Source organism: Sphingomonas sp. Leaf38, from assembly GCF_001421825.1.
GTDB lineage: Bacteria > Pseudomonadota > Alphaproteobacteria > Sphingomonadales > Sphingomonadaceae > Sphingomonas.
Genome location: NZ_LMLD01000011.1, coordinates 487929 through 512320, shown reverse-complemented (window position 1 = coordinate 512320; position 24392 = coordinate 487929). Strand labels below are relative to the sequence as shown.

The window sequence follows — 24392 nt, the reverse complement described above, 5'->3', positions numbered from 1 at the left end:
GGGGGGGGGGGGGGGGGGGGGGGTTTTGGCCGCAGGCGCTTCGGGCACGGCGTGGGTCAGCCCCTCCCCTAACCCCTCCCGCAAGCGGGAGGGGAATCAGCCGCGCAGTTTTGCGAACAGCCGCGGGACGAGGCCGTTGCGCGCCATCCAGTCGTCATAGGCGCGATAGGCGGGATCGAGCTTCAGATGGCGCTCCTCGGTCTTGGCGCGCCAGTAATAGACGCCGCTCACCGCCGCCATCAACAGCGTGGCGCGAGTCGCGTCGACCATGCTGCCGAGCGTCAGTACGGGGATCGTCGACAGCCACCAGAACAGGTTCTTCGACAGATAGGCCGGATGGCGCGACACCGCATAGGGGCCGTGCGTGAGGATGCCGCGGTTGGTGAGGTTCGAGAACCGGAAGCCGAATGCCATCGTCGCCCAGGCGTAGATCGCGGTCAGCCCGACCAGGATCGCGCCGATCAGCGCGAGCAGGATCGGATGGCCCTGAAACCAATAGGCCCAGTCCGACGTGCCGGGATGATAATCGAGCGGACCGCCGGGGGTCATCAGGATGAACGGCGGATAGCACATCAGCGCGGGCAGCCACGCCGCCGCGAACGGGTTGGCGCTGCGGATGTGCGAATCGAGCGGGCGGAACGTCAGCAGATACCCCACCGTCGCGAACGCCACGTCGATCAGGAACATCAACGTCACCAGCCAGCTCGACAGCGCGACCGGATCGTGGAGCACGGTCGCCACATCGCCGCGGACGAAATCGCCGAACCCCGGCGGCACGATCGCCAGCATGAACGCGAGGAAGAACGTCTTCACCCCCCAGGCGCGCAGGTGTCCGTAAATCGCCTCGGGCTCCACCCCAGCCTGCCCGGTCATCCAGGCACCGAGATGCCAGGCGCCGTCGCGCGGATCGACCAGATAGCGGTCGATCCAGAGGACATAGGGGATCGACACGACGAACAGGATCGGCGCCGCGTTGGTAAAGCACCACATCGCAAACGCGAAATTGCCCTGCCAATAGAACCGCCCGGCGCCATAGATCACCGCAATCGCCGCCCATGTCGCCCATAAACCGGCCAGCTTGGTCAGGCTCGGGTCGAGCGTCTCGCGCCATGGCTTGCGCGCCGACCAGTCGATGCCGGTGGTCGAGCTCAGATGGACCTTGTCGACGAGCAGCGACCAGAGAATCATCGGCAGGCCGCACGCGGCGACGTTGGTCAGCGCCGAATAGGGCCCGTCCATCCCGTAATGCCGTGCCAGCCCGATCCAGACCAGCACGCCGACCAGCCCCGCCAGCCCCGCCCCATGGCTGACCGCGGATTTCGGTCGGGGATCGGGCGTGGCGGAAACGGCAATCGCTGGGTCGTGATCCATGCCCGAGGCCTAGCGTAAAATGGTAATGAAGCCATGAAGCATGTTCGGATGCGGTCACACGGGCGCTTGCGCCGAGTGCGCGGCGACGCTAGTTCCTTCGCTCGCTCCGGCACATCGGGCGGGTATAGTACAATGGTAGTACAGCAGCCTTCCAAGCTGAATACACGGGTTCGATTCCCGTTACCCGCTCCATTTACATCCAGAGCCAAAGCTCGCGATCATGGCGTTACGAGCCGCCCCAACAGCATTGCCATCCGCCGCCGCCCTTGCGTGGTCAGCCGGACGTGCGACCGGCGGCCATCGCGCTCGTCGCGCGTGCGGTCGACCAGGCCGGCGTCCTGCAGCATCGACAGATAGCGGAGCGCGGTGGCCGATGGCGATCGTGCACCGATGCAAACGGCGGAGACGCTGAGCTGGCGTTCCTCGTGTTCCGAGATGAACAGATCGAGCAGGATATCCCAGGCTGGCTCGGAAAACAGCGCATCGCCCAGAATGTCGGCGCGCATCTGGCGCACCTCGTAAAGGCGCTTCGCTATCTGCGCGAGCTGGGCCTGGGGTAAGACCGGGGCGAACGCACAGTCCTTGGTCTTGCGCGCGGGTGCGGCGATCGGGGTGGCGAGCGGCGTCAGCAGCGGCGCCAGGGCAAGGACGTAGGTCATGAGCACCTTTCAGAATGAAGGTTGTCCGAACGTGGGATCCTGCCGGCTCCAGTCGAGATCCCAGCCCCGCGTCCGGATCCGTTGCGAGTGCCGCATCGTACCGATCACCAGCACCAGGACGATGGGATAGCTCCAGGCCGCGGCGAGCACCGCGTAGACAAGCCGGATCACCTCGGGGCTGATCGCCTTGGCAAGATGCGCTCCGGACCCCAGCGCATGCAGCGCGGTGATCCAGGCTGGCCAGAACCGATCAGCATGCAGCGTGATGCCGATCATCGCCAGGAGCAGCAGCACATCGACGACCATCACGCCGACTTCCACCCCCGAGAACGGCGAAGGAAAGTCGCGCTGGAGCAACCCGGTCGACACGGCTGCGATCAGCAGCGCCAGTCCGGTCAATCGCTCCGGCGCACCGCCGCGCCAGAGCGCATATCCCGACGCTCCGATCTGGATCGCATAAAACACCCAAACTCGATCCAACGCGTATCTCCGAACCTGACGAAGCCGGACCGAGATCGGTCGTTCAGGCGACCGCCGCCAAGCGACGCGGCGTCTCGACGGTACCCTGCAACGCGCCTTCGTTGGGCGGGCACTTCGCGGTGTCGCCATAGCCATAGAATTGGCCAAGCCCGATGTCGGCACGGACATCGACCAGCGCGCGATGTGCCTCGACGAAGCGCTGACGCGCGTTGATCATGTCGAACGAGGCCTGCGAAACCAGCTGCAGGGCCGCGGTGCCTGTTCCTACCGGCAGGTTCGCGGCAACCCGCTGCTGAAGCAGCGTCGATACGCAAGACGCGGCCAGCATCGCCGCTTCGTCGACCGCCGTCTCGGCCTTCAGGAAGATGTCGGTTACCGCATCGGTGGCATCGCGTCGCTGTTTCAACATCGAAAGTCTCCCCGTTGGCCCCGAGCGTTCGGTGCCGTGTATGGGCGCAGCGCTGATCCGGGTTGCCCGCAACAGCGTGGTCAACGTCATCGCCATGTTCACGAGCGCCATCGAAGTGATGGCGATCAAGCCCACGAGCCCGACCAGTCGTACCAGCCTGTCGCCGACCGGAACCCGGTTGCGCGCCATACCCCTCGAACCGCTGCCCTGGGACAATCCCAGGAAGCGGCGAACAAGCCCCCACGGCTCGGTCGCAAAGATTCCTGCCGGTCGGACGGGGGGATTGGGAACGTCGAATGGTTCGGATGGGAGACGTTCGTATGTCGGCGGCACCGCCGGGGGATGATCCTGAAGGAGGGTATCCCCGCTTTGATTGCCACCGCCTTGCTCGTGCTGTTGGAGACGGCGCGCAGCTTCGAACCGGGTGCCGACGCCAAGAATCTGGACCGCGCGCTCGATCCGCTTGTCGATTGCCGAGGGCGACACGTTGAACCGCGCCGCGATTTCCTTCGAATTGTGATGCGTCAGCACCAGCCGCAGACAGGCACGCTGGGCTTCGGTCAACTGCTCGATGCGTCCTGCGGTCATGCCGCGATGGTAGCGCGAACGCGGCGCCGTTGCACCATTCACGTGCGTCAGGACAGGGTTTCCAAGCCGCGGCGGCGCAACGCGTTGAAAGAGCGAGAAAGCCTTGATGGCCGACTCGCTGGCCTAGCCCGATCGCCTGCCAATGACAGGCAATTGGGGGAACCTAGAATGTTTAGTACAGAGGCTCACGTCGGCGAAACGCATCGTCCGCCCGCCGATACGGGTGGCGAAGTCGGCGCCGTCGAGCGTCGTTTCGAGAGGTATCGGGAGATTAGCGGGCATGCGGGCAGGCCCCTCATTCCAGCGGGCGATCAGGGCATCTTCGAACTCGGCCTTGGCGCCACCGAATCCCATATCAAGGACGTCATCGACTTCGGCGCGGCGGCGGGCGGGATCGACGCGGACTGCGGTCGTGCGTGGATGGTTATTTCTATCACGTGGACAGACAAAGGGCCGGGGATTGCTCCCCGGCCCTTTGCCTTGGTCGTCTTGGTCGGAACGGAGGACCGGCAAAGCCGGCGCGTTCGTCGGACGGGACTGGTAGCCATGCCACCAGCCCGCCGGCCGTTCTGATTTTCTGTCCGGGGCAGCCTTCGCTGCCCCGGTCGAAGATCAGAAGTCCATGCCGCCCATGCCGCCCATGCCGCCGCCGCCGCCCATGGGCATGGCGGGCTTGTCTTCGGCCATTTCGCTCACGGCCGCTTCGGTCGTGATCAGGAGGCCTGCGACCGATGCTGCGTTCTGCAGCGCGGTGCGGACGACCTTGGTCGGATCGATCACGCCGGCTTCCACCAGGTTCTCGTAGGTGTCGGTCGCGGCGTTGAAGCCGATGTTCGAGTCGTTGCCGTCGAGCAGCTTGCCCGAAACCACCGCACCGTCATGACCCGCATTCTGCGCGATCTGGCGAACCAGAGCCGTCAGCGACTTGCGGACGATGTCGATACCGCGCGTCTGGTCTTCGTTCGCACCGGTCAGGCCGTCGAGAACCTTGGTCGCGTACAGCAAAGCCGTACCACCACCGGGGACGATGCCTTCTTCGACGGCTGCGCGGGTTGCGTGCAGCGCGTCGTCGACGCGATCCTTGCGCTCCTTGACTTCGACTTCCGACGAACCGCCGACCTTGATCACAGCAACGCCACCGGCGAGCTTGGCGAGACGCTCCTGGAGCTTCTCCTTGTCATAGTCGCTGGTCGTGTTCTCGATCTGCTGACGGATCGCTTCGGTGCGGCCCTTGATCGAGTCATGATCGCCGGCACCGTCGACGATGACGGTGTTGTCCTTGTCGATCGTGACGCGCTTGGCGGTGCCGAGCATGCCGAGCGTGACGGTCTCGAGCTTGATGCCGAGGTCTTCCGAGATCATCTCGCCCTTGGTCAGGATCGCGATGTCCTCGAGCATCGCCTTGCGACGATCGCCGAAGCCTGGTGCCTTGACCGCTGCGACCTTCAGGCCGCCGCGCAGCTTGTTGACGACGAGCGTGGCGAGCGCCTCACCCTCGATGTCCTCGGCGATGATCAGGAGCGGGCGACCCGACTGAACGACGGCTTCCAGGATCGGGAGCATCGCCTGCAGGTTGCTGAGCTTCTTCTCGTGGATCAGGATGTAGGGATCCTGAAGCTCGACGGTCATCTTCTCGGGGTTGGTGATGAAGTAGGGCGAGAGATAGCCGCGGTCGAACTGCATGCCTTCGACGACGTCGAGCTCGAATTCGAGACCCTTGGCTTCCTCGACGGTGATCACGCCTTCCTTGCCGACCTTCTCCATGGCTTCGGCGATCTTCTCGCCGACTTCACGGTCGCCATTCGCCGAGATGATGCCGACCTGCGCCACTTCCTTCGAACCCGAAACCGGCTTCGAACGCGCCTTGACGTCCTCGACGACCTTGACGACGGCGAGATCGATGCCGCGCTTCAGATCCATCGGGTTCATGCCCGCTGCGACCGACTTCATGCCCTCGCGGACGATGGCCTGCGCCAGAACCGTCGCGGTGGTCGTGCCGTCACCGGCTATGTCGTTGGTCTTCGAGGCCACTTCGCGCAGCATCTGCGCGCCCATGTTCTCGAACTTGTCCTTGAGCTCGATCTCCTTGGCGACGGTGACGCCGTCCTTGGTGATGCGCGGTGCGCCGAAGCTCTTGTCGATGACGACGTTGCGGCCCTTGGGGCCCAAGGTCACCTTGACTGCGTCGGCGAGGATGTCGACGCCGCGGAGGATGCGCTCACGCGCGTCACGACCGAATTTTACGTCCTTGGAAGCCATGTCAGCTGCCCTTTCAAAATGTGGAAGTTCACGAAGTTCACGCTTACGCAGGGGTCGAAAACCGCTCCCGCGCGCCTGAATCGGTGTTAGCCGACGATCCCGAGAATGTCGGATTCCTTCATGATGAGGAGATCCTCACCGTCGACCTTGACCTCGGTGCCCGACCACTTGCCGAACAGAACCTTGTCGCCGGCCTTGACGTCGAGCGGGGTGATCGTGCCGTTCTCGGCGCGGGTCCCGGTGCCGACGGCGACGACTTCGCCTTCCTGCGGCTTTTCCTTGGCGGTGTCGGGGATGATGATGCCGCCAGCCGTCTTCTCTTCGGCTTCGAGGCGCTTCACCAGCACGCGATCATGCAACGGACGAAAGTTCATGGGGTCCATGTCCTTTTGGGATTGTGACAGATTTCTGGCACTCAGGGATCCCGAGTGCCAACACCCGGCATATGTGGACGCCCGGGCGACATGTCAAAGGTTCCGCCGCGGAAATTTTTTCCGACTGGCGTGGTATTCGGGCACCGTGGCTGAAGAGCGGGTGCGCGCAGTGACAACGCCGACGTTGGTAGCACGGATACCGAAAAACGCCTCGCCGCCCGCGCCAATACGCCGTCATCCTCGCGAACGCGGGAATCGATACGGGCGGGCGTCACGATAGGAGCGCCGACGTTCGAGTCTATGGGTCCCCGCGTCCGCGGGGATGACGGGGTGGGCTGGAGTGGGGCCGCGCGGCGACGCCCCCTGTGTTGGCCTCGTAACACAGGCCATTTACGAAGCCCCACGCTTGCTCTAGCTCTCGTCCCATGACCGATACAGCTGCGCCGTCCTACGCCCCCTCCTACACCGATCCAGCCCGCCCCCCGCGGCGGAAGTGGCGGCTGGTGCGCGGGGTGTGGAAGCTGCTCGTCGCGATCAAGGACGCGCTCGTCCTGCTCGCGATGCTGCTGTTCTTCGGCCTGATCTTCGCGGCGCTCAACGCGCGGCCGGGGACCAAGGCGATCAAGGATGGCGCGCTGGTGCTCGACCTGAACGGGTCGATCGTCGAGCAGCCCGAGGAGCAGGCCGCGTTCGCCGCGCTGTCGGGGCAGAGCACGACTCGCCAGTTCCGGCTGCGCGACGTCGTGCGCGCGATCGACACCGCACGCACCGATGGCCGCGTGAAGGTCCTGGTACTCGATCTCGACAGCTTTGGCGGAGCATATCCCGCGGCACTCGGCGAGGTCGGCGACGCACTCGCGCGCGTGCGTGCGAGTGGCAAGCCGGTGCTCGCCTATGCGACCGCCTACACCGATGGCGGCTATCGCCTCGCCGCGAATGCGAGCGAGGTGTGGGTCAACCCGATGGGCGGCACGATCTTCATGGGCCCGGGCGGCAACCAGCTCTACTATAAGGGCCTGATCGACAAGCTGGGCGTCAACGCGCACGTCTACCGGGTCGGCCGCTACAAGTCGTTCGTCGAGCCGTACACGCGCGCCGACCAGAGCGAGGACGCGAAGGCGGCGAGCACCGCTTTGTACGGGACTTTGTTCTCGCAGTGGCGCGAGGCCGTCGCGAAGGCCCGCCCCAAGGCGCAGATCGCGCAGTTCATGAGCGCACCCGACAAGGTGATCATCGCCGCCAACGGCAACATCGCGCAGGCCAATCTGCGCGCGGGGATCGTCGACAAGCTCGGCGACCGGACCGCATTCGGCCGGCGCGTCGCGCAGATCGCCGGGTCCGACGACAAGAAGCCTGCGGGAAATTACAACAGCATCACCTACGACACCTGGGTGAAGGCCAACCCGCTGCCGACCGGCGGCGACCCGATCGGCGTGCTGACGATCGCCGGTGAGATCGTCGACGGCGAGAGCGGCCCTGGCAAGGCGGCGGGCAAGACGATCGAGAAGGCAGTCCTCGACGGGCTCGCCAAGAAGACGCTGAAGGCGTTGGTCGTGCGCGTCGATTCGCCGGGTGGATCGGTGCTGGCGTCCGAGCAGATCCGGCTCGCCATCCTCGAGGCCAAGCGCCAGAAGCTGCCGATCGTCGTGTCGATGGGCGGCCTGGCGGCAAGCGGCGGCTACTGGGTGTCGACGCCGGCCGACGTGATCTTTGCCGAAACCGGCACGATCACCGGCTCGATCGGCATCTTCGGCGTCGTGCCCACGTTCGAGAACGCGCTCGCCAAGATCGGCGTGACGAGCGACGGCGTGAAGACCACGCCGCTGTCGGGCCAGCCCGACATCACCGGCGGGACGACGCCGATGTTCGACGCGATCGCGCAGGCCGGCATCGAGAACGGCTACCGCGCGTTCGTCAGCCGGGTCGCCGCGTCGCGCAAGATGACGCCCGCGCGGGTCGACGCGATCGGCCAGGGACGCGTCTGGGATGGCGGCACCGCGCGGCAGATCGGGCTGGTCGACCGGTTCGGCACGCTCAAGGACGCGATCGATGAGGCCGCCAAGCGCGCCAAGCTCGATCCGGCCAAGGTGCATGCGGAGTATCTTGAGAAGAAGCCGGGCTTTCTCGCGACGATCGCGCAGGATTTTGGCAATGACGGCAGCGATGACGATGCGGGCGGCGGCGATGCGTTCGCGCATGTCGCGGCGGACCGTCGCCAGATGCTCGCGCGCGCGGTTGGCGACATGAAGCGGCTGGCGACGTCGGGTTCGGTCCAGGCGCGCTGCCTGGAGTGCGGCGGGATGGGGCCGACGACCGCGGGCTTCGGGGATGCCAGGCTGCTCGACCTGTTGCTGGCTCGGATCGGGTTCTGATGGTCGCCGCCTCTGCCAACGGGGGCGGCATCGTCATTCGCGCCGCGGGTCCCGAGGATGCGGCGTCGATCGCGGCGATCTATGCGCCGCACGTGCTGGTCGGCACCGTGTCGTTCGAGACCGACCCGCCCGATGCACGACAGATGCGCGCTCGGATGGCGGCATCGGACGGGCTGTACCCGTGGCTGGTCGCAACGATCGGCGCCGAGGGCGGCGTGCTGGCCTATGCCTATGCCGCGCCGTTTCACAAGCGCGAGGCGTACCGGTTCGCGTGCGAGACCACGGTCTATGTCGCGGACGCGGCGCAGCGCCAGGGTGCGGGGCGGCTATTGTACGAGGCGCTGATCGATACGCTGCGCGCGCAGGGCTTCACGCAGGCGATCGGCGCGATCGCGCTACCCAATGACTCATCGATCAAGCTGCACGAGGCGGTCGGGTTCCGGCGCGCGGGCGTGTACCGCGAGGTTGGGTACAAGAATGGCCGGTGGATCGATGTGGGTCATTGGCAATGCCAGCTGAATGACCCCGCGGTGCCGCCGGTCGAGCCGCGGCGCTTTGCGGATGTCGGCGTGGTGCGGGGGTGATTCCTTCGCCCGTGCTTCAGGCGCTCGCAAACTCCTGCCCCACCCCGGCGAAGGCCGGGGCCCAACTGGAAAGGTTGGAGTAACGGATCGCTACGCACATCAGCGACGTCCCCCATTTGGGCCCCGGCCTTCGCCGGGGTGGGGGTATGTGCGGGGGGCGATTGCGTGCGGGGCGATACCCCCTGCCCCTCCTTGTTCTCCCGCAAAGGCGGGAGCCCGGACTGGGTCCCCGCCTTCGCGGGGACACATGCTGCTAGCGCTGGAAGCGGGCTGCGTTAGCGACGCCCACCATAGGCCGGCAGCGCGAGGTGGAAGCGGATCGCGGCGGCGCGGAGTGTGAAGCCCGCGCTGGCTGCGATGACTGCGGCCCAGGACAGGGGCATACCGAGCAACACCAGCCCCACATAACTCGCCGACGCCAGCGCCGCCGCGGTCACGTACAGCTCGGGCCGCATCAGGATCGAGGGTTCACCCGCCAGCACGTCGCGGATGATACCGCCGACGCACGCGGTCATCACGCCCATCAGCGCCGCGGGCACGGGCGGCACGCCGTAGCCGAGCGCCTTTGCCGCGCCGTAGACCGCGTAGGCCGCCAGCCCGACCGCGTCGAACCAGCCCAGCGCCTCGCCCTTCCACCAGCGTTCGGGCGTCACCCAGATCAGCAGCGCCATGCCCAGGCACACGGTCGCCGCGCGCGCGTCGTGCACCCAGAAGACCGGCGCGCCGATCAACAGGTCGCGTACCGTGCCGCCGCCGACGCCGGTGATGAGGCCGAAGAAAACGAGCGTCACGAAGGTCTGCCCCCGCTTGGCCGCCGCCAGCGCGCCCGACGCGGCGAACACCGCGAGGCCGGCTAGGTCGAACCAGGGCGCCGCAACCGGCAGCAGCTGGGCGGGCAGGATCTCGACGGGCAGCGGGACGGGCAACATCGGGCCGGCGTAACCGCCCCGCCCTACAGCGTAAAGCACAAGCCTCGACCCGGCTCGCCAACCCTGAACGAAGATGAACGGGGTGTTGTTTTTGGTTCATGCAACCGGCGGTATAGTCACGTCGTTACACCAGCAGATCAATTCACTAGGGAGTTCAATCATGCGTAAACTCATTCTCGCTCTCGGCTGCAGCGCCATGGTCCTGCCGACCGTCCTGATCCCGGTTTCGGCCGCAGATGCGCGCGATCGTCGCGAATGGCGTGGCCGCGACGGCCGCGTCTATTGCAAGAAGAGCAACGGCACGACCGGCACGATCATCGGCGGCGTCGGCGGCGCGCTCCTCGGCCGCACGGTCGACACGCGCGGCGACCGTACGGTCGGCACGCTGGGTGGCGCGGTCCTCGGCGGTCTCGCCGGTCGCGCGATCGACAAGGGCACGAGCAACAACAATCGTCGTTGCCGCTAAGACGCCTCACTGACTGTCAGCGGCAAATTCGATGCCGCTAATTCGGTCGTCATGCGTTGGAGGAGGGCGTCGTGGGAAACCGCGGCGCCCTTTTTCTTAATCATACGAAGGATCACATGATGACCACACGCAGCGGTTCGGCAAAGTATGAAGGCCTTGGCAAGAGCGGCAAGGGTCATGTCTCGACGCAGTCGGGCGTGCTCTCCGACAGCCCCTACGGCTTCAACACGCGGTTCGAGAACGAGCCGGGCACCAACCCCGAGGAACTGATCGCGGCGGCGCATGCGAGCTGCTTCACGATGGCGCTGAGCTTCGCGCTCGCGGGCAAGGGCTATGAGGCGGGTACGCTCGAAACCTCGGCGAAGGTGACGCTCGACAAGGATGGCGACGGCTTCAAGATCACCAAGTCCGCCCTCACGCTGAACGCCAAGGTCGAGGGTATCTCGAAGGACGAGTTCGAGGCGATCGCCGCCGATGCCAAGGCGAACTGCCCGGTGTCGAAGGTGCTCAATGCTGACATCACGCTCGAGCATAACCTCGCCTGATTTCAATGGTGTAAGTCTTTCGGCCGGCTGAACGCGGTGTAGTTTGCGGTTCACGCAACTCCCGCTTCGGCCGGCCGTTCTCTGCGCATTGAAGCAGGAGACGAACAATGCGTATTGCCATTCTCTCGGCGGCCCTTGCCGCCACGGCGTTCGGCGCGATCCCCGCGACCGCGCAATCGACGGTCCGGGGCGCCAACCGCGAATATAACGACCAGGTCCGCGACGCGCGGCGCGACTATCGCCGCGACCTGCGGGATGCCGATTCGCGCGGCGACGTGCGCGATGCGCGGCGCGAGTATCGCGAAGAGGTGCGCGACGCACGCCAGGATCGCCGCGGCGACATCCGTGACATCCGCCGCGACAACGGACGCAACGGCAATTGGCAGCAATATCGCGGCTATGATTACAACCGCTACGAGCGGGGCCAGCGCGGCTATTTCGCCGACCGTTATTATCGCGACGGCCGCTATTACCAGGAGCGCCGCCTGGGTCGCAACGACCGCATCTATCGCGGCGGCAACGGGCGGTATTATTGCCGTCGCAACGACGGCACGACGGGGCTGATCATCGGTGGCCTCGCAGGTGGTGCGCTGGGCAACGTGATCGCGGGCGGTGGCTCGCAGTTGCTCGGCACGCTGATCGGCGCGGGCGGCGGCGCGGTGCTCGGCCAGTCGATCGATCGCGGCAACGTGCGCTGCCGCTGATCCGGTATAGTTGATCCGACAGAAGGGCCCGGCAGAAACGCCGGGCCCTTTTTTGCGTCAGATGATGCCGCCGCCAAGGCTGAGGCGGAGCGCGAAGATGATAATCAGGACGATGTTGAGGTTGCGGCCGCCGCTGCTCGAGGAAAGCGCGCCGACCGCCGCCCCGACGATCCCGATCGGGATGACGAGCCAGTTCATCCAGCCGAGCAGCGGAATGAAGGCGACGAGGCCGAGCACCAGGGTGACGAGGCCGATGAGGATGGAGACGAGGTTCAGCATGAGCGGAACATGGCGGCGGGCAGGCGTCGGAGCAAGATGGCGCGCGAAGACGGACCGGACAGCGCTGGATCTAACGACCAAGTCGACACAGCGGGGCGAACCGCGCGTAAAACGCTTTCTTCACCACCGTTCGCGCATAGAATGTTGGTGATGAGCGTTTCCTTCCGCCCCGCCCTCGTTCTCTTGCCGCTTGCACTGGCGTCGTGTGGACAGTCCTCGACCGACCAGCAGGATCTCAACAGCCTCGATGCCGAGCTGACCAATGGATCGGTCCGCGATCCGGCGGTGGGCGAATCGCTCGGCGCACAGATCATGGTGGATCCGCGTCTGACGCAGTCGGCGAATACCGATGCGGTGCGACCGGCACCGCGCCCGGATAACGGCGCGGTGCCGCCCGAGGGGCCACTGGAGGCCGATTCGGTCGATCCGAAGACGCTGCAGCGCGCGCCCGCGGCGTCGAACGACTGCCCCGAATGCAGGACGGCGAACGCGGCATTGACGCTTGGCGCGCTGGCCGAGGCGCAGAAAACCCCGGACGCGGGGGCGTGTGCGACCAAGATCGGCTATTCGGCGGGATGGGCGAACCGGTTGCCGGCGGACCTGCCGCTCTATCCGGGCGCGCGGTTGACCGAGGCGGCGGGGGCGGATCGCGACGGCTGTCGCCTGCGCGTCGTGAGTTTCTCGAGCAGCGCGCCGATGCAGAAGATGCTCGATTATTATTACACGCGCGCCCGGGCGGCGGGCTATTCGGCGGGGCATAGCACCGACGGGCGGCAGCATGTGCTGGGCGGGGTTCGGGGGAACGACGCGTATGTCGTGTATGTCACCGCGCGGCCTGGCGGCGGGAGCGATGTGGATATGGTGTCCAACGCTGGTCGGTGAGGGTCGGGTGGCGTTGGTCCGCGATTATGCCACCCCGGCGGAGGCCGGGGCCGAGTTGGGAAGCGCTGCTAACTGAGCGCGGCCCCTTGTCACTGCTACCTTTCCAATTGGGCCCCGGCCTTCGCCGGGGTGGATAGGGGAAAACTGCAGCTTCCCTCACCTGGGCTCCCGCGGACGCAGGAGGCCAGGCTGGATCCCCGCCTCCGCGGGGAAACAGGGTGGGACAGATGCTCGCGCGATGATCGCAAGCGGACGCGGAGGGAGCCTGCCTGTCCCCACCTCGCCCCTCGCCCCGGCCCACCTTTCCGTTCGACGCGATTCGCGCTAGGGCGCGGCGATGTTTCCCCTTCTTTATGTCATGGTCGGTGGCGCGGTCGGTTCCGGCGCGCGCTATCTGACCGGTCGCGCGATGACGGCGCTGCTCGGACCGGACTATCCGTTCGGTACGCTGGCGGTGAACCTGATCGGCGGACTGCTGATGGGCGTGCTGGTCGGCGTGCTGGCGCGGAACACCGCGTCGGAGGCGTGGCGCCTGCTGCTCGCGGTCGGCGTCCTGGGCGGCTTCACGACGTTTTCAAGCTTCTCGCTCGACGTCGTCACGTTGATCGAGCGGGGCGCGATCGGCGTCGCGTTCGGCTATATTCTCCTTTCGGTGATCGGCTCGATCGTCGCAGTATTCGCGGGTCTCACCGCAGTAAGGGCCATCGCATGACCGCGGGCAAAAACGATAGCGACTCCGGTTTTCGGGAGTTCAACGTCGGGTTCGACGATGACGGCATCCGGCTCGACCGGTGGTTCAAGCGGCATCTGCCCGACACGAGCTTCACGACGGTGGCGATGTGGGCGCGCACCGGCCAGTTGCGCGTCGACGGCGCGCGTGCGACTCCGGGCGACCGGATCGCGGCGGGCCAGATGCTCCGCGTGCCGCCGCCCGAGGCCGACAAGGCTGCGGCCGACGTCGACAAGCCCCGGCGCGTCCGTGAACGCGTGATCCTGTCGGACGAAGAGACCGAGCTCGCGCAGGGCATGGTCATCCACAAGGATTTCCAGGCGTTCGTGCTGAACAAGCCGCCGGGCCTCGCGACGCAGGGCGGCACCAAGACGACGCAGCATGTCGACGGGCTGCTCGACGGGCTCCAATATGACAATGAGGGCCGGCCCAAGCTGGTCCACCGGCTCGACAAGGATACGTCGGGCGCGCTGCTGGTGGCGCGGACGAGCCGCGCGGCGGCGTTCTTCGCCAAGGCGTTTTCGGGCCGTACCGCGCGGAAGGTGTATTGGGCGCTGGTGGTCGACGTGCCGTCGATCGAGGACGGCATGATCGAGCTGCCGATCGGCAAGCAGCCGGGTACCGGCGGCGAGAAGATGCACGTCGACGAGGCCGAGGGCGCACCCGCGCGGACGCGCTACCGCGTGATCGAGCGTGCGGGCAACCGTGCGGCGTGGGTAGAGTTGCAGCCGTTTACCGGGCGTACGCACCAGCTGCGCGTGCACATGGCGGCAATCGGGCATCCGATCGTCGGCGACGGGAAATATGGCGGCGCGGCGGCGTTCCTGACCGGCGGGATCTCGCGGAAAATGCATCTGCATGCGCGGCGCATCAAGGTGGATCATCCCGATGGCGGGTCGATCGACGTGACCGCCGGGCTGCCGACGCATTTCGAGGAAAGCCTGAAGCAGCTGGGCTTCGACGAGAAGCTCGGCGACGCGCTGCAGCTCGACGAGAAGACGCCGCCGTCGCGCGAGCAGATGAAGTCGCGGGCGAAGGCGCATGCGAAGTCGGTTCGGAAAGAGCGTAAAGGTGAGCGGCGTGGGCGCGGGGTTGTCGAGGACAAGAAGCCGGCTGGCGGTAAGCCGGGGGCGCCCAAGACGGGCGGGCCTCGGACGGGGGCCGGGTCGAAGTTCGGGGCGCCGCGGAGTGGGCCTCGGGTCGAGGGTGCCAAGCCCGGCGGCCGGGGGCGTTCGGGGGGGAAGCCGAGTGGGCCGCGTACGGGGCCGGGTTCGCGCTGATCTAGCGGACGGACCGGTACGCGAGCCACACACCACCCCGGCGCAGGCCGGGGCCCAATTGGAGAGGTTGCGGTAACGGAGCGATGCCCTCCGTTAGCACCGTCCCCCAATTGGGCCCCGGCCTTCGCCGGGGTGGAGCGGGTGTTGGGGGGGGCGGTCCTCCACTACCCGTTCCCCCGCGAAGGCGGGGGTCCAGGAGCCATGGTCGTAGCACTGCTTGATTCCTGGGCCCCCGCCTTCGCGGGGGAACAGTGATGGGGCGCGTGACTGCCTACCTCATCCACCCGCGCAGCAGCCGCCGCACGGCTTCGGTCACCGTCCCGAACACCATATGCGACGCGACGCTGTACAGATGCGTCGACGGCGCGGTCTTCCAGGGGGCGTTGCCAAAACCCACCGCGGGCACCGCTGCCTCGTCGAGCAGCGCGGTGTTCGCCAGCGCGAACGCAGTGCCGTACCCCGCCGTCACCGCCGGCCGGTATTCGGCCGCGACCGCGTAGACGATCCCCCGCCCTGCCCCGAGCGCGTAGTGCACCGCCTGCCCGGCGAGCGGCTTGCGATCGTCGGGGAGATCATGACCCACCACCACCTGAGAGACCTTGTCCGCCGCCTTTTCGGTCGCGGGTTCCGCGTCGCTGTCCGACGACGAGAGCGCGGCGACGCCCGCCTGGAAACGATCCATCACGAACGACGCGGCGAGCCCCGCGACCAGCCCTGCCGCAGCGGCGGCCCAGATGTTCGGGGTGTCGGTCGGTGCGTGCGCCATCGTGAATCTCCAAAAGTCTGCGAGACGAACCGTCGAGGACGAGGCGCGTTCCGGTTTGGCGTTCCCTCGTTCGCCCGGCTGATCTACGAGGCGGGGATGCGTTGGAAAATCCCATGATCCGCCTTGCCGTGTTCGATTGCGACGGCACGCTCGTCGACAGCCAGGCGAATATCTGCGTCGCGTGCGAGCGTGCGTTTCAGCAGGCCGGGCTCGTCCCGCCGCCGCGTGGCGAAATCCGACGGATCGTCGGGCTCAGCCTCGTCGAGGCGATGCAGGTGCTGCTGCCACAGGCCGGCGAGGCGCTGCATCGTTCGCTCGCCGCCGACTACAAGGCCGCGTTCCATGCGATGCGCGCGAGCGGCGAACTGGCCGACGAGCCGTTGTTCGACGGCATCGCCGACGTGCTGACGACGCTCGCCGACGATGGCTGGGTGCTGGGCGTCGCGACGGGGAAGTCGGACCGCGGGCTCGCGCACATCCTTGCCGCGCACGGGATCACCGACCGGTTCGTGACGTTGCAGACCGCCGATCGCCATCCGTCGAAGCCCGATCCGGCGATGCTGTTCGCGGCGATCGCCGAAGCGGGTGCGACCGCGGCGACGACCGCGATGATCGGTGATACGAGCTTCGACATGGCGATGGCGCGCGCGGCGCGGGTGCGCGCGGTCGGCGTCGCCTGGGGCTATCACGCGGTCCACGAACTGTCGGATGCGGGGGCGGACGTCGTCGCGAGCGCGGTGCCTGAGCTGCTGCATATGGTCGCGCGGCCATGACCGACCCGGAGAAACTGGCGCAGCGGCGCTGGTTCGTGCTGGTCGTCGTGCGGATGGCGGGGGTGGCAGGGGCGTTGCTCGGCCTGATCCTGATCGCGCGCGCGCATGACATGGGGCCGAAGATCCTCGGGACGGCGATCGTGCTGTCGGCGATGGCGATGATCGCGACCGTGCCGCGCAGCCTAGCGCATCGCTGGCGGAGTCCACCCCAATGAAGCGGTTCTGGAAAGACGTTGCGATCGATGCGGATCGCGTGGTGACGCTCGACGGCAAACCGGTGCGGACGCCCGGGCGGCGGCCACTGGCGCTGCCGACCGCGGCGCTGGCCGCGGCGGTCGCCGACGAATGGCGCAGCGTCGGCGAGACGATCGATCCGCGGACGATGCCGCTGACCGGCCTCGCCAATGCGGCGACCGATCCGATCGCGAACGATCCGACGCAGTTCGCCGCGCGGCTGGCGGCCTATGGCGAGAGCGACCTGCTCTGCTACCGCGCCGAGGGGCCGCCGTTGCTGGTCGAGCGGCAGGCGGCGGCATGGGATCCGCTGCTAGACTGGGCGCGCGGCCGGTACGACGTGACGTTCGCGGTGACCGCGGGGGTGATGCACGTTGCGCAGGCCCCCGCGACGATCGCCCGGCTGCACGAGGCGGTCGCGGCGTATGACGATTTCCGGCTGGCGGGACTGTCGCCGGTGGTGACGCTGACGGGATCGCTGGTGATCGGGCTGGCGCTGATCGAGGGCGAGATCGATGCCGACGCGGCCTGGGCGGCGGCGGGTCTCGACGAGGACTGGTCGATCGAAATGTGGGGCGAGGACTGGCAGGCGGCCGAGCTGCGCGAACTCAAGCGCCAGGAGTTCGCGCGCGGGGTGGCGTTTCTGGGGATGCTCTAGCCGTTCTCCTGCGAACGCAGGAGCCCAGGGTTACTAGGGATAGCGCCTGGTATCCTGGGCTCCTGCGTTCGCAGGAGCACCGGGGAGCTTAGCGAGTCAGGCGGCGGATGAAGCCTATCAGCCCCGTTTGCCGCGAGCGCTTGAGGCGTTCGGCGGCAAGGATCGTCTTCACGCCGCGGATGCAGCTGTCCACGTCGTCGTTGACCAGGACATAGTCATAACCGTCCCAGTGACTGACCTCGTTCGCCGCACGCGACATGCGCGCGTCGATCACTTCGGTCGAGTCGGTGCCGCGGCTGGTGAGGCGGCGGTGGAGTTCTTCCATCGAGGGCGGGAAGATGAAGACGCGGACGACGTCGCCACCGGCGATCTGGAACAGCTGCTGTGCGCCCTGCCAGTCGATGTCGAACAGCACGTCCTTGCCGGCCGCCAGCATCTCCTCGACCTGCGCGCGCGGGGTGCCGTAGCGGTGGTTGAAGACGTGCGCCCATTCGAGGAACTCGTCCTTCGCGACCATGTCGCGAAAGCCCTCGAGATCGGTGAAATGGTAATCCTTGCCGTCGACTTCGCCCGGCCGCATCGACCGAGTCGTCACCGAGACCGACATCTCCAGCTCGTGCTCGTCGGCGAGCAGGCGGCGCGCGATCGTCGACTTGCCGGCGCCGGAGGGCGAGGACAGGACGAACAGGACGCCGCGGCGACGGAAACCATGCGGGTCGGACGGAAGTGTGTGGGGCATGCGCGCCCTTGCCGCGGACTGCGCATGGGCGTCAACCCATGCGCGGCCCGCTTGTGTCATTCAGACGGCGGTCAGTAGCCTGCCTTGCGCGCCTTGTTGCGGTCATACGCCTTCTTGGCCGCATAGCCGCCGCCGAGGACCATGCCGAGCGGGCCCATGCGACGCAGTACGCTCATTGCGACCACGCCCTTGACCGCGCCCGATGCGCCGCCCGAGCCTTCGCGACGACCCATTTCGCGGCCAACCAATGCACTGATGATACGTCCGATCATGACTTAACCTCTCCGAAAACCTGGTCCTTGAGTTCCGCTGCACCGCGCAGCACCGCCCAGCCGATCGCGTAGGTCACGGCCAGCGGCACGACGATTTTGAGCACGTTGGCGGTCACCGCACCGATGATTGCGCCGTCCGCGTTGCCGTCATCGCCGCTAAGCGAATCGATGCCTGCGCCGATCAGCGCGCCTATGGTCGTTGCGCCCACGTAATTTCTCCTTCGCGTGTGGCGGGTTAGCGCGCGAGGGGCGTTTGGGTTCCCGCAGATGCGCCCCGCCCCCTTCCGTTCGCCCCCCTTTCCGTTCGCCCTGAGCGCAGTCGAAGGGTGTGCCGCAAGCGACGGTGCTTCGACTTCGCTCAGCACGAACGGAATTTGGGGGGGGCGTTATCGTCCGAGCATCGATTCGGGGATGACGACTCGGTCGAACGTCTCCGCATCGACCAGCCCGAGCGCGAGCCCCGCCCCCTTCAGCGTCAGCCCCTCGGCGTGCGCGTGCTTGGCGATCTTCGCCGCCGCGTCGTAGCCGATTTCGGGGGCGAGCGCGGTCACCAGCATCAGCGAGCGATCGAGCAGGTCGGCGATGCGGTCGCGATTGGGTTCGATGCCGTCGACGCAGCGCTCCGCGAATCCTTCCATCGCGGTCGCGAGCAGGTCGATTGAGCGCAGCACGTTCGCGCCGATCAGCGGCTTGAACACGTTCAACTCGAGATGGCCCTGCATTCCGCCGACCGTTGCCGCGACATGGTTGCCCATCACCTGGCCGGCGACCATCGTCAGCATCTCGCACTGCGTGGGGTTGACCTTGCCGGGCATGATCGAGCTGCCGGGCTCGTTGGCGGGCAGGTCGATCTCGCCGAAGCCGCAGCGCGGGCCAGAGCCCAGCAGGCGGATATCGTTGGCGATCTTGGTCAGCGCGACCGCGAGCGTGTTGAGCGTGCCCGAAAGGTGGACGAGCGGATCGTTCGAGGCGAGCGCCTCGAACTTGTTGCGCGCGCTGACGAACGGCAGGCCGGTGATCGTCGCCACCTCCGCCGCGAACGCATCACCGAAGCCGTGCGGCGCGTTGAGGCCGGTGCCGACCGCGGTGCCGCCCTGCGCGAGGATGACCATGCCGTGGCCGATCGCGGGCTCGATCCGGTGGCGGCAGCGATAGAGCTGGTGTGCGTAGCCCGAGAATTCCTGGCCGAGCGTCAGCGGCGTCGCGTCCTGCAGGTGCGTGCGGCCGATCTTGACGATGTCGTCCCAGGCCTTGGCCTTCGCATCGAGTGCGGCGTGGAGCCGGTCGAGCGCGGGGATCAGCCGCTGGGTCGTGGCGAGCGCGGCGGCGATGTGGAGCGCGGTCGGGAAGCTGTCGTTCGACGACTGGCTCATGTTGACGTGGTCGTTGGGGTGGACCGGCGACTTGCCGCCGCGCGTGCCGGTCAGCACCTCGTTGGCGCGCCCGGCGATCACCTCGTTGACGTTCATGTTCGACTGCGTGCCGCTGCCGGTCTGCCAGATGACCAGCGGGAACTGGTCGTCGAGCGTGCCGTCGATGACTTCCTGCGCGGCCGACTCGATCGCGTCGGCGATAGTGGCGTCGAGGCCGTGGGTGCGGTTCACGCGCGCCGCGGCCTGTTTGACGAGGGCCAGCGCATGGACGATCTCGATCGGCATGCGTTCGCGGGTGCCGAAGGGGAAATTCTCGACCGATCGCTCGGTCTGCGCGCCCCAATAGGCGTCGGCGGGGACTTCGATCGGGCCGATCGAGTCGGTTTCTGTACGGGTGGTGGTCATCTCGTACCTACTCCGTCATGCCGGGCTTGTTCCGGTATGACGCCGTAGAGTCGGGAGCGGCGGAGGCCAGAAGCCCGACATGGGAGTAAATCCCATGCCGTCGACCGCGCGGTGCGCGTCGGCCGGCCGTTCGCGTCGCTGTGCGACCGGCGATCAGCGTGCTGATCGCCTCGCTCCAGCCTACTTCTTCCGCTTGAAATCCACCGCGACGACGTTCGAGCCGTCCTCGATCGGCACCGCGGTGGGGCCGTCATTCTCGGGTTCGTCATGCTCGCCGAGCGCCTCGTCGGCGCCTTCCTGCGCCTGGAAACGCAGTTCGAAGCTGACCGCGGGATCCTGGAACGCGGTGATCGCCGAATAGGGGATCACCAGCTTCGACGGGACCTGGTTGAAGCTGAGGCCGATCGAGAAGCGCGTATCGTCGACGACGAGGTCCCAATAGCGGTTCTGCATCACGATCGTCATCTCGTCCGGGAAGCGTTCGATCAGCCGCTTGGGGATGTCGACTCCCGGCGCCTGCGTCTTGAAGGTGATGTAGAAATGATGCTCGCCGGGAAGCCCGCCGGCCTCCGACACGGAGCCGAGCACGCGGCCGACCACGGCACGCAGGGCTTCTTGCACGATCTCGTCGTACGGAATCAGGCTATCGGGCAGTCCATCGCTCATTCCCTCTGGGTAGCGGTATTCGGATGCCGGTCAAGATTGCATGCGCCGTACGGTCCGTTATGGGAGTCGGAATGCGCACCGCCACGATTTCCCGCTCCACCGCCGAGACGGCGATCGACGTTACCATAAACCTCGACGGGACCGGCGTTTACGACGTCGAGACCGGGGTCGGTTTCTTCGATCACATGCTCGAACAATTGTCGCGCCATTCGCTGATCGACCTCACCGTCCGCACCAAGGGCGACCTGCACATCGACGAGCATCACACCGTCGAGGATACCGGCATCGCGATCGGCCAGGCGTTCGCGCAGGCGCTCGGCGACAAGCGCGGCATCACGCGGTACGGCGATGCGCTGTCGCCGATGGACGAGACGTTGACTCGCGTAGCGCTCGATATTTCGGGGCGGCCGTGGCTGGTGTGGAAGGACCTGTTCTCGCAGACGCGCCTTGGCGGCATGGACACCGAGATGTTCGAGCATTTCTTCCACAGCTTCGCGCAGGCCGCGGGCATCACGCTGCACGTCGAGACGCTGTACGGCACCAACAATCATCACATCGCCGAGGCCGCGTTCAAGGGCGTCGCGCGCGCGCTGCGCACCGCGATCGAGATCGACCCGCGCAAGGCCGACGCGATCCCGTCGACCAAGGGGATACTGTGACGCTCGCGCTGATCGATTACGGCGCGGGCAATCTCCATTCGGTCGAGAACGCGCTGCGCACCGCGGGCTGTAGCGACCTGATCGTCACCGCCGACGCGGATGTCGTCGCAAAGGCGGACCGCATCGTGCTGCCCGGCGTCGGGGCTTATGGCGCGTGCGCCGCCGCGTTGCGCGCGGTGCCGGGGATGGTCGAGGCGCTGAACCGACGCGTGCGCGACGAGGGCGCGCCGTTTCTCGGTATCTGCGTCGGCATGCAGCTGATGGCCGAGGCCGGCGAAGAGATGGGGACGCATGCCGGGCTCGGCTGGGTCGGCGGGCGAGTCCGCCGTCTGGAGTCGGGCAGCAGCGACGCGAAGGTGCCGCATATGGGCTGGAACGACGTCGTCCCGACCACCGCGCATCCGCTGATCGAGCCGGGCGAGGCGTATTTCCTGCACAGTTTCGCGTTTGAAGGCGCCGATATCCTCGCAACCACCGAGCATGCCGGCGCGGTCACCGCGGCGATCGGTCGCGACACGATGATCGGCGTGCAATTTCATCCAGAGAAGAGCCAGCGCTACGGCTTGGCCTTGCTCGAACGTTTCCTGGAGTGGCGGCCATGAGCCTCATCATCTTCCCCGCGATCGACCTCAAGGCCGGGCAGGTCGTCCGCCTCGCCGAGGGCGATATGGACCGCGCGACCGTCTATGGCGACGATCCCGCGGCGCAGGCGATGCTCTTTGCCGATGCAGGTGCCGAGCATCTGCACGTCGTCGATCTCGACGGTGCGTTTGCGGGCGCGTCGGTCAATGGCGACGCGGTGCGCGCGATCGTCGCGCAGTTTCCGGGGCATGTGCAACTCGGCGGCGGCATCCGCACGCGCGCCAATGTCGAGGGCTGGTTCGATCTGGGCGTGTCGCGAGTCGTGATCGGCACAGCGGCACTGGAAGATCCCGACTTCGTGCGCGGCGTGGCGAAGGATTTTCCCGGCGGCATCGTCGTCGCGGTCGATGCCAAGGACGGCATGGTCGCGACCAAGGGCTGGGCCGACGTCTCGACGACCAGCGCGGTCGATCTCGCGCGCCGGTTCGAGGATGCGGGCGTGGCGTCGTTGCTGTTCACCGACGTCGGCCGCGACGGGATGCTCAAGGGCTGCAACGTCGAGGCGACCGTCGACCTTGCGCGCTCGGTCGACATCCCGGTGATCGCGAGCGGCGGGGTCAAGGGCATCGCCGAGATCCATGTGCTGGCGCTGCATGTCCGTGACGGGGTCGAGGGCGTGATTACCGGGCGGGCGCTGTACGACGGGCGGCTCGATCTCGCGGCGGCCTTGAGCGTGGCGAAGGCCGCATGAGGGGTCACGCGGAGACGCGGAGACGCGGAGATAGGGAAAGTTTTTCGCGCAGAGGCGCAGAGAACGCGGAGGTAGTGCGCGGCAGCATTCATCTTTTTGCTACCGGCGTCGGTATCCTGCGGGCTTCGCTGCTCCCCCTCTTCTCTGCGTTCTCTGCGCCTCTGCGCGAAATCGCCTTCTTAGCGGCTCCGCCGCGTCTCCGCGGCTCCGCGTCTCCGCGTGACCAAATTCTTCGGCCAACCGCATGACCGTCCGCGCCCGAGTCATCCCCTGTCTCGACGTCGCCGATGGCCGCGTCGTGAAGGGCGTGAACTTCGTCGAGCTGCGCGACGCCGGCGATCCGGTCGAGCAGGCGCGCGCCTATGACGCCGCAGGGGCGGACGAACTGTGCTTCCTCGATATCGGCGCCAGCCACGAGGGCCGCGGGACTATCCTCGACGTGGTGCGGCGGACGGCGGCGGTGTGCTTCATGCCGCTGACCGTCGGCGGCGGCGTGCGGACGGCGGACGATGCGCGCGCGCTGTTGCTGGCGGGCGCGGACAAGGTCGCGGTCAATTCCGCCGCGGTCGAGCGGCCCGAGCTGGTCGCCGATATCGCCGAACGCTTCGGCAGCCAGTGCTGCGTCGCCAGCGTCGACGCGCGGCGGTCGGGTGAAGGCTGGGAAGTGTTCACGCATGGCGGCCGACGCGCGACCGGGATCGACGCGGTTGCCCACGCGCTGAAGCTCGCCGACCTCGGCGCGGGCGAATTGCTCGTCACCTCGATGGACCGCGACGGCACGCGGAGTGGCTACGACCTCGACCTGATCCGGGCGATTTCGGACCGGGTCGGCGTACCGGTGGTCGCCAGCGGCGGAGTCGGCGGGCTCGACGATCTGGTCGCGGGCATCCGCGACGGGCATGCGAGCGCGGTGCTGGCCGCGTCGATCTTCCATTTCGGGCAGGCCTCGATCGGCGATGCGCATGCGGCGCTGGCGGCGGCGGGGATCCCGGTGCGGACCCCCGTTCGGTCGGCCTGATCCGATGATCGCCCTGCCCCTTGTCGCGGTGCAGTCGGGGCATAGCGGCATCGTCCATCCGCGCACCGGGCCCGAACTGTCGGACATCGCGCTCTTCGTGGTCGCGGTGGCGGGCGTGTGGATGGTACGGCGAGCGCTGCGCAAGCGGTTCGCAAAGACGGCCTCGACCAAGAAGGCCCACGTCGAGAAGGATTGACCCGCCTGCCGCGCTGCGTCAGCACGCAGCGCATGGACCCCGTATTCGACCGCCTCGAGGCGACCATCCGCGCACGCCGCGATGCGCCCGCCGACACCAGCTACACCGCCAGCCTGTTCGCACGAGGCCGGCCCAAGATCGCGCAGAAGCTCGGCGAGGAAGCCGTCGAGACCGTGATCGCGGCGTGCTCGGGTGACGACGCGAGCATCGTGCCCGAAGCGGCGGATCTGATGTTTCATCTGGCGGTGCTGCTCGCGGATGCGGGGCTGAGCCTCGACGACGTGCGCGCGGAGCTCGTGCGCCGCGAGGGGGTTGGCGGGCTGGTCGAGAAGGCCGCGCGGACCGGCTGACCTACTCCCCTTCCGCTTGCGGGAGGGGTCGGGGGAGGG

Annotated in this window: 33 protein-coding genes, 1 tRNA gene and 1 pseudogene; 20 read left to right on the top strand and 15 right to left on the bottom strand. The window is 67.2% G+C overall.

The window, feature by feature from the left end:
* Positions 1-96 precede the first annotated feature (96 nt).
* Positions 97-1371: a methyltransferase family protein gene (locus ASE88_RS09775; RefSeq protein ID WP_055873853.1), complete on the bottom strand. Its 1275-nt coding sequence runs from the start codon at positions 1369-1371 to the stop codon at positions 97-99.
* A gap of 118 nt (positions 1372-1489) precedes the next feature.
* Between ASE88_RS09775 and ASE88_RS09770 the strand changes: the two genes are divergently transcribed.
* Positions 1490-1563, top strand: a tRNA-Gly gene (locus ASE88_RS09770).
* Between the two features lie 26 nt (positions 1564-1589).
* Here ASE88_RS09770 and ASE88_RS09765 read toward each other — a convergent pair.
* Genes ASE88_RS09765 through ASE88_RS19500 form a run of 3 tightly spaced genes read right to left on the bottom strand, consistent with a single transcriptional unit; the run spans position 1590 to position 2919 of the window.
* The gene (locus ASE88_RS09765; protein WP_082466455.1) at positions 1590-2030 is read right to left on the bottom strand and encodes a winged helix DNA-binding protein; all 441 of its coding nucleotides are present in this window, start codon (positions 2028-2030) and stop codon (positions 1590-1592) included.
* A gap of 9 nt (positions 2031-2039) precedes the next feature.
* Complete coding sequence (locus tag ASE88_RS09760) at positions 2040-2495, bottom strand: hypothetical protein (protein WP_056477815.1); 456 nt, start codon at positions 2493-2495, stop codon at positions 2040-2042.
* A gap of 58 nt (positions 2496-2553) precedes the next feature.
* Positions 2554-2919 (bottom strand): hypothetical protein, encoded by a 366-nt coding sequence (locus tag ASE88_RS19500; RefSeq protein ID WP_235527897.1) that lies wholly within the window; start codon positions 2917-2919, stop codon positions 2554-2556.
* 40 nt (positions 2920-2959) lie between these two features.
* Between ASE88_RS19500 and ASE88_RS19495 the strand changes: the two genes are divergently transcribed.
* The gene (locus ASE88_RS19495) at positions 2960-3265 is read left to right on the top strand and encodes a hypothetical protein (RefSeq protein WP_235527896.1); all 306 of its coding nucleotides are present in this window, start codon (positions 2960-2962) and stop codon (positions 3263-3265) included.
* A gap of 155 nt (positions 3266-3420) precedes the next feature.
* Here ASE88_RS19495 and ASE88_RS19885 read toward each other — a convergent pair.
* Positions 3421-3507 (bottom strand): annotated as a pseudogene (locus tag ASE88_RS19885) (LuxR family transcriptional regulator); the annotation flags it as partial.
* 168 nt (positions 3508-3675) lie between these two features.
* Here ASE88_RS19885 and ASE88_RS19880 point away from each other — a divergent pair.
* Positions 3676-4080, top strand: coding sequence for a hypothetical protein (locus ASE88_RS19880; protein ID WP_056477798.1), 405 nt, complete (start codon positions 3676-3678; stop codon positions 4078-4080).
* A 39-nt stretch (positions 4081-4119) separates the two neighbouring features.
* Here the strand turns inward: ASE88_RS19880 and groL are convergent, their stop codons facing one another.
* Both groL and groES read right to left on the bottom strand, forming a co-directional pair.
* Positions 4120-5766, bottom strand: coding sequence for a chaperonin GroEL (gene groL / locus ASE88_RS09745; RefSeq protein WP_055873865.1), 1647 nt, complete (start codon positions 5764-5766; stop codon positions 4120-4122).
* A gap of 86 nt (positions 5767-5852) precedes the next feature.
* A complete protein-coding gene (gene groES / locus ASE88_RS09740; protein ID WP_055873868.1) occupies positions 5853-6140 on the bottom strand; it encodes a co-chaperone GroES in 288 nt (95 codons plus the stop codon).
* A 425-nt stretch (positions 6141-6565) separates the two neighbouring features.
* Here groES and sppA point away from each other — a divergent pair, with 425 nt between their 5' ends.
* Entirely contained in the window at positions 6566-8512 is a 1947-nt protein-coding gene (gene sppA / locus ASE88_RS09735; protein ID WP_082466453.1) for a signal peptide peptidase SppA, read from the top strand.
* Complete coding sequence (locus ASE88_RS09730) at positions 8512-9096, top strand: GNAT family N-acetyltransferase (RefSeq protein WP_056477794.1); 585 nt, start codon at positions 8512-8514, stop codon at positions 9094-9096. The genes sppA and ASE88_RS09730 overlap by 1 nt, the downstream gene beginning before the upstream one ends.
* A 275-nt stretch (positions 9097-9371) precedes the next feature.
* Here the strand turns inward: ASE88_RS09730 and ASE88_RS09725 are convergent, their stop codons facing one another.
* Positions 9372-10025 (bottom strand): trimeric intracellular cation channel family protein, encoded by a 654-nt coding sequence (locus tag ASE88_RS09725; protein ID WP_055873877.1) that lies wholly within the window; start codon positions 10023-10025, stop codon positions 9372-9374.
* A gap of 160 nt (positions 10026-10185) precedes the next feature.
* Between ASE88_RS09725 and ASE88_RS09720 the strand changes: the two genes are divergently transcribed.
* The 3 genes from ASE88_RS09720 to ASE88_RS09710 all read left to right on the top strand — a co-directional run bounded on the left by ASE88_RS09720 (position 10186) and on the right by ASE88_RS09710 (position 11740).
* Positions 10186-10491, top strand: a complete 306-nt coding sequence (locus tag ASE88_RS09720; protein WP_055873880.1) for a glycine zipper 2TM domain-containing protein — start codon at positions 10186-10188, stop codon at positions 10489-10491.
* A 119-nt stretch (positions 10492-10610) separates the two neighbouring features.
* Entirely contained in the window at positions 10611-11036 is a 426-nt protein-coding gene (locus ASE88_RS09715; RefSeq protein WP_056479333.1) for an OsmC family protein, read from the top strand.
* A gap of 107 nt (positions 11037-11143) precedes the next feature.
* Complete coding sequence (locus ASE88_RS09710; RefSeq protein ID WP_056477793.1) at positions 11144-11740, top strand: glycine zipper 2TM domain-containing protein; 597 nt, start codon at positions 11144-11146, stop codon at positions 11738-11740.
* A gap of 57 nt (positions 11741-11797) precedes the next feature.
* Here the strand turns inward: ASE88_RS09710 and ASE88_RS09705 are convergent, their stop codons facing one another.
* Positions 11798-12019: a hypothetical protein gene (locus ASE88_RS09705; RefSeq protein ID WP_055873887.1), complete on the bottom strand. Its 222-nt coding sequence runs from the start codon at positions 12017-12019 to the stop codon at positions 11798-11800.
* Between the two features lie 150 nt (positions 12020-12169).
* On the opposite strand from ASE88_RS09705, the gene ASE88_RS09700 reads away from it, so the two are divergent.
* From ASE88_RS09700 to ASE88_RS09690, 3 genes are all read left to right on the top strand, one after another.
* Positions 12170-12901 (top strand): hypothetical protein, encoded by a 732-nt coding sequence (locus tag ASE88_RS09700; RefSeq protein ID WP_156357000.1) that lies wholly within the window; start codon positions 12170-12172, stop codon positions 12899-12901.
* 337 nt (positions 12902-13238) lie between these two features.
* Positions 13239-13613 carry a fluoride efflux transporter CrcB gene (gene crcB / locus ASE88_RS09695; protein ID WP_055873893.1) on the top strand — a complete coding sequence of 125 codons (375 nt, stop codon included), beginning with the start codon at positions 13239-13241 and terminating at the stop codon, positions 13611-13613.
* A complete protein-coding gene (locus tag ASE88_RS09690) occupies positions 13610-14911 on the top strand; it encodes an RluA family pseudouridine synthase (RefSeq protein WP_056477789.1) in 1302 nt (433 codons plus the stop codon). Before crcB ends, ASE88_RS09690 begins: the two co-directional genes overlap by 4 nt.
* A gap of 271 nt (positions 14912-15182) precedes the next feature.
* On the opposite strand, the gene ASE88_RS09685 is transcribed toward ASE88_RS09690, so the two are convergent.
* The gene (locus tag ASE88_RS09685; RefSeq protein WP_056477786.1) at positions 15183-15677 is read right to left on the bottom strand and encodes a DUF1440 domain-containing protein; all 495 of its coding nucleotides are present in this window, start codon (positions 15675-15677) and stop codon (positions 15183-15185) included.
* A gap of 113 nt (positions 15678-15790) precedes the next feature.
* Between ASE88_RS09685 and ASE88_RS09680 the strand changes: the two genes are divergently transcribed.
* From ASE88_RS09680 to ASE88_RS09670, 3 genes are read left to right on the top strand one after another with little or no spacing between them, the layout of a single operon-like run.
* The gene (locus ASE88_RS09680) at positions 15791-16450 is read left to right on the top strand and encodes an HAD-IA family hydrolase (RefSeq protein ID WP_056477784.1); all 660 of its coding nucleotides are present in this window, start codon (positions 15791-15793) and stop codon (positions 16448-16450) included.
* Positions 16447-16665, top strand: a complete 219-nt coding sequence (locus ASE88_RS09675; RefSeq protein ID WP_056477782.1) for a hypothetical protein — start codon at positions 16447-16449, stop codon at positions 16663-16665. The genes ASE88_RS09680 and ASE88_RS09675 overlap by 4 nt, the downstream gene beginning before the upstream one ends.
* Positions 16662-17342, top strand: coding sequence for an ATP12 family chaperone protein (locus ASE88_RS09670; RefSeq protein ID WP_056477781.1), 681 nt, complete (start codon positions 16662-16664; stop codon positions 17340-17342). The genes ASE88_RS09675 and ASE88_RS09670 overlap by 4 nt, the downstream gene beginning before the upstream one ends.
* Before the next feature lie 88 nt (positions 17343-17430).
* On the opposite strand, the gene gmk is transcribed toward ASE88_RS09670, so the two are convergent.
* From gmk to ASE88_RS09645, 5 genes are all read right to left on the bottom strand, one after another.
* Positions 17431-18081, bottom strand: a complete 651-nt coding sequence (gene gmk / locus ASE88_RS09665) for a guanylate kinase (protein WP_055873910.1) — start codon at positions 18079-18081, stop codon at positions 17431-17433.
* A gap of 71 nt (positions 18082-18152) precedes the next feature.
* A complete protein-coding gene (locus ASE88_RS09660; RefSeq protein ID WP_055873913.1) occupies positions 18153-18353 on the bottom strand; it encodes a hypothetical protein in 201 nt (66 codons plus the stop codon).
* Positions 18350-18562: a hypothetical protein gene (locus tag ASE88_RS09655; RefSeq protein ID WP_037530644.1), complete on the bottom strand. Its 213-nt coding sequence runs from the start codon at positions 18560-18562 to the stop codon at positions 18350-18352. Before ASE88_RS09655 ends, ASE88_RS09660 begins: the two co-directional genes overlap by 4 nt.
* Before the next feature lie 177 nt (positions 18563-18739).
* On the bottom strand, positions 18740-20131 hold the full coding sequence (gene fumC / locus ASE88_RS09650) for a class II fumarate hydratase (protein WP_056477779.1): 1392 nt from the start codon (positions 20129-20131) through the stop codon (positions 18740-18742).
* Between the two features lie 180 nt (positions 20132-20311).
* A complete protein-coding gene (locus ASE88_RS09645; protein ID WP_055873918.1) occupies positions 20312-20797 on the bottom strand; it encodes an SspB family protein in 486 nt (161 codons plus the stop codon).
* A gap of 71 nt (positions 20798-20868) precedes the next feature.
* Here ASE88_RS09645 and hisB point away from each other — a divergent pair, with 71 nt between their 5' ends.
* The 6 genes from hisB to ASE88_RS09615 all read left to right on the top strand — a co-directional run bounded on the left by hisB (position 20869) and on the right by ASE88_RS09615 (position 24353).
* A complete protein-coding gene (gene hisB, locus ASE88_RS09640; protein ID WP_056477777.1) occupies positions 20869-21456 on the top strand; it encodes an imidazoleglycerol-phosphate dehydratase HisB in 588 nt (195 codons plus the stop codon).
* The gene (gene hisH / locus ASE88_RS09635) at positions 21453-22058 is read left to right on the top strand and encodes an imidazole glycerol phosphate synthase subunit HisH (protein WP_056477776.1); all 606 of its coding nucleotides are present in this window, start codon (positions 21453-21455) and stop codon (positions 22056-22058) included. Before hisB ends, hisH begins: the two co-directional genes overlap by 4 nt.
* Positions 22055-22789, top strand: coding sequence for a 1-(5-phosphoribosyl)-5-[(5-phosphoribosylamino)methylideneamino]imidazole-4-carboxamide isomerase (hisA, locus tag ASE88_RS09630; RefSeq protein WP_056477774.1), 735 nt, complete (start codon positions 22055-22057; stop codon positions 22787-22789). The genes hisH and hisA overlap by 4 nt, the downstream gene beginning before the upstream one ends.
* Before the next feature lie 244 nt (positions 22790-23033).
* The gene (gene hisF / locus ASE88_RS09625; protein ID WP_056477772.1) at positions 23034-23807 is read left to right on the top strand and encodes an imidazole glycerol phosphate synthase subunit HisF; all 774 of its coding nucleotides are present in this window, start codon (positions 23034-23036) and stop codon (positions 23805-23807) included.
* Between the two features lie 4 nt (positions 23808-23811).
* Positions 23812-24003, top strand: a complete 192-nt coding sequence (locus ASE88_RS09620) for a hypothetical protein (protein WP_056477770.1) — start codon at positions 23812-23814, stop codon at positions 24001-24003.
* Between the two features lie 32 nt (positions 24004-24035).
* The gene (locus ASE88_RS09615; RefSeq protein WP_056477767.1) at positions 24036-24353 is read left to right on the top strand and encodes a phosphoribosyl-ATP diphosphatase; all 318 of its coding nucleotides are present in this window, start codon (positions 24036-24038) and stop codon (positions 24351-24353) included.
* The last annotated feature ends 39 nt before the right edge of the window (positions 24354-24392 follow it).

What these genes read in the sequence shown, in the direction of transcription:
- ASE88_RS09775 (WP_055873853.1), bottom strand. Translation starts at nt 1,371, where the DNA reads ATGGATCACGACCCAGCGATTGCCGTTTCCGCCACGCCCGATCCCCGA.
- ASE88_RS09765 (WP_082466455.1), bottom strand. Translation starts at nt 2,030, where the DNA reads ATGACCTACGTCCTTGCCCTGGCGCCGCTGCTGACGCCGCTCGCCACC.
- ASE88_RS19500 (WP_235527897.1), bottom strand. Translation starts at nt 2,919, where the DNA reads ATGTTGAAACAGCGACGCGATGCCACCGATGCGGTAACCGACATCTTC.
- ASE88_RS19495 (WP_235527896.1), top strand. Translation starts at nt 2,960, where the DNA reads ATGGGCGCAGCGCTGATCCGGGTTGCCCGCAACAGCGTGGTCAACGTC.
- ASE88_RS19880 (WP_056477798.1), top strand. Translation starts at nt 3,676, where the DNA reads ATGTTTAGTACAGAGGCTCACGTCGGCGAAACGCATCGTCCGCCCGCC.
- groL (WP_055873865.1), bottom strand. Translation starts at nt 5,766, where the DNA reads ATGGCTTCCAAGGACGTAAAATTCGGTCGTGACGCGCGTGAGCGCATC.
- groES (WP_055873868.1), bottom strand. Translation starts at nt 6,140, where the DNA reads ATGAACTTTCGTCCGTTGCATGATCGCGTGCTGGTGAAGCGCCTCGAA.
- sppA (WP_082466453.1), top strand. Translation starts at nt 6,566, where the DNA reads ATGACCGATACAGCTGCGCCGTCCTACGCCCCCTCCTACACCGATCCA.
- ASE88_RS09730 (WP_056477794.1), top strand. Translation starts at nt 8,512, where the DNA reads ATGGTCGCCGCCTCTGCCAACGGGGGCGGCATCGTCATTCGCGCCGCG.
- ASE88_RS09725 (WP_055873877.1), bottom strand. Translation starts at nt 10,025, where the DNA reads ATGTTGCCCGTCCCGCTGCCCGTCGAGATCCTGCCCGCCCAGCTGCTG.
- ASE88_RS09720 (WP_055873880.1), top strand. Translation starts at nt 10,186, where the DNA reads ATGCGTAAACTCATTCTCGCTCTCGGCTGCAGCGCCATGGTCCTGCCG.
- ASE88_RS09715 (WP_056479333.1), top strand. Translation starts at nt 10,611, where the DNA reads ATGACCACACGCAGCGGTTCGGCAAAGTATGAAGGCCTTGGCAAGAGC.
- ASE88_RS09710 (WP_056477793.1), top strand. Translation starts at nt 11,144, where the DNA reads ATGCGTATTGCCATTCTCTCGGCGGCCCTTGCCGCCACGGCGTTCGGC.
- ASE88_RS09705 (WP_055873887.1), bottom strand. Translation starts at nt 12,019, where the DNA reads ATGCTGAACCTCGTCTCCATCCTCATCGGCCTCGTCACCCTGGTGCTC.
- ASE88_RS09700 (WP_156357000.1), top strand. Translation starts at nt 12,170, where the DNA reads ATGAGCGTTTCCTTCCGCCCCGCCCTCGTTCTCTTGCCGCTTGCACTG.
- crcB (WP_055873893.1), top strand. Translation starts at nt 13,239, where the DNA reads ATGTTTCCCCTTCTTTATGTCATGGTCGGTGGCGCGGTCGGTTCCGGC.
- ASE88_RS09690 (WP_056477789.1), top strand. Translation starts at nt 13,610, where the DNA reads ATGACCGCGGGCAAAAACGATAGCGACTCCGGTTTTCGGGAGTTCAAC.
- ASE88_RS09685 (WP_056477786.1), bottom strand. Translation starts at nt 15,677, where the DNA reads ATGGCGCACGCACCGACCGACACCCCGAACATCTGGGCCGCCGCTGCG.
- ASE88_RS09680 (WP_056477784.1), top strand. Translation starts at nt 15,791, where the DNA reads ATGATCCGCCTTGCCGTGTTCGATTGCGACGGCACGCTCGTCGACAGC.
- ASE88_RS09675 (WP_056477782.1), top strand. Translation starts at nt 16,447, where the DNA reads ATGACCGACCCGGAGAAACTGGCGCAGCGGCGCTGGTTCGTGCTGGTC.
- ASE88_RS09670 (WP_056477781.1), top strand. Translation starts at nt 16,662, where the DNA reads ATGAAGCGGTTCTGGAAAGACGTTGCGATCGATGCGGATCGCGTGGTG.
- gmk (WP_055873910.1), bottom strand. Translation starts at nt 18,081, where the DNA reads ATGCCCCACACACTTCCGTCCGACCCGCATGGTTTCCGTCGCCGCGGC.
- ASE88_RS09660 (WP_055873913.1), bottom strand. Translation starts at nt 18,353, where the DNA reads ATGATCGGACGTATCATCAGTGCATTGGTTGGCCGCGAAATGGGTCGT.
- fumC (WP_056477779.1), bottom strand. Translation starts at nt 20,131, where the DNA reads ATGACCACCACCCGTACAGAAACCGACTCGATCGGCCCGATCGAAGTC.
- ASE88_RS09645 (WP_055873918.1), bottom strand. Translation starts at nt 20,797, where the DNA reads ATGAGCGATGGACTGCCCGATAGCCTGATTCCGTACGACGAGATCGTG.
- hisB (WP_056477777.1), top strand. Translation starts at nt 20,869, where the DNA reads ATGCGCACCGCCACGATTTCCCGCTCCACCGCCGAGACGGCGATCGAC.
- hisA (WP_056477774.1), top strand. Translation starts at nt 22,055, where the DNA reads ATGAGCCTCATCATCTTCCCCGCGATCGACCTCAAGGCCGGGCAGGTC.
- hisF (WP_056477772.1), top strand. Translation starts at nt 23,034, where the DNA reads ATGACCGTCCGCGCCCGAGTCATCCCCTGTCTCGACGTCGCCGATGGC.
- ASE88_RS09620 (WP_056477770.1), top strand. Translation starts at nt 23,812, where the DNA reads ATGATCGCCCTGCCCCTTGTCGCGGTGCAGTCGGGGCATAGCGGCATC.
- ASE88_RS09615 (WP_056477767.1), top strand. Translation starts at nt 24,036, where the DNA reads ATGGACCCCGTATTCGACCGCCTCGAGGCGACCATCCGCGCACGCCGC.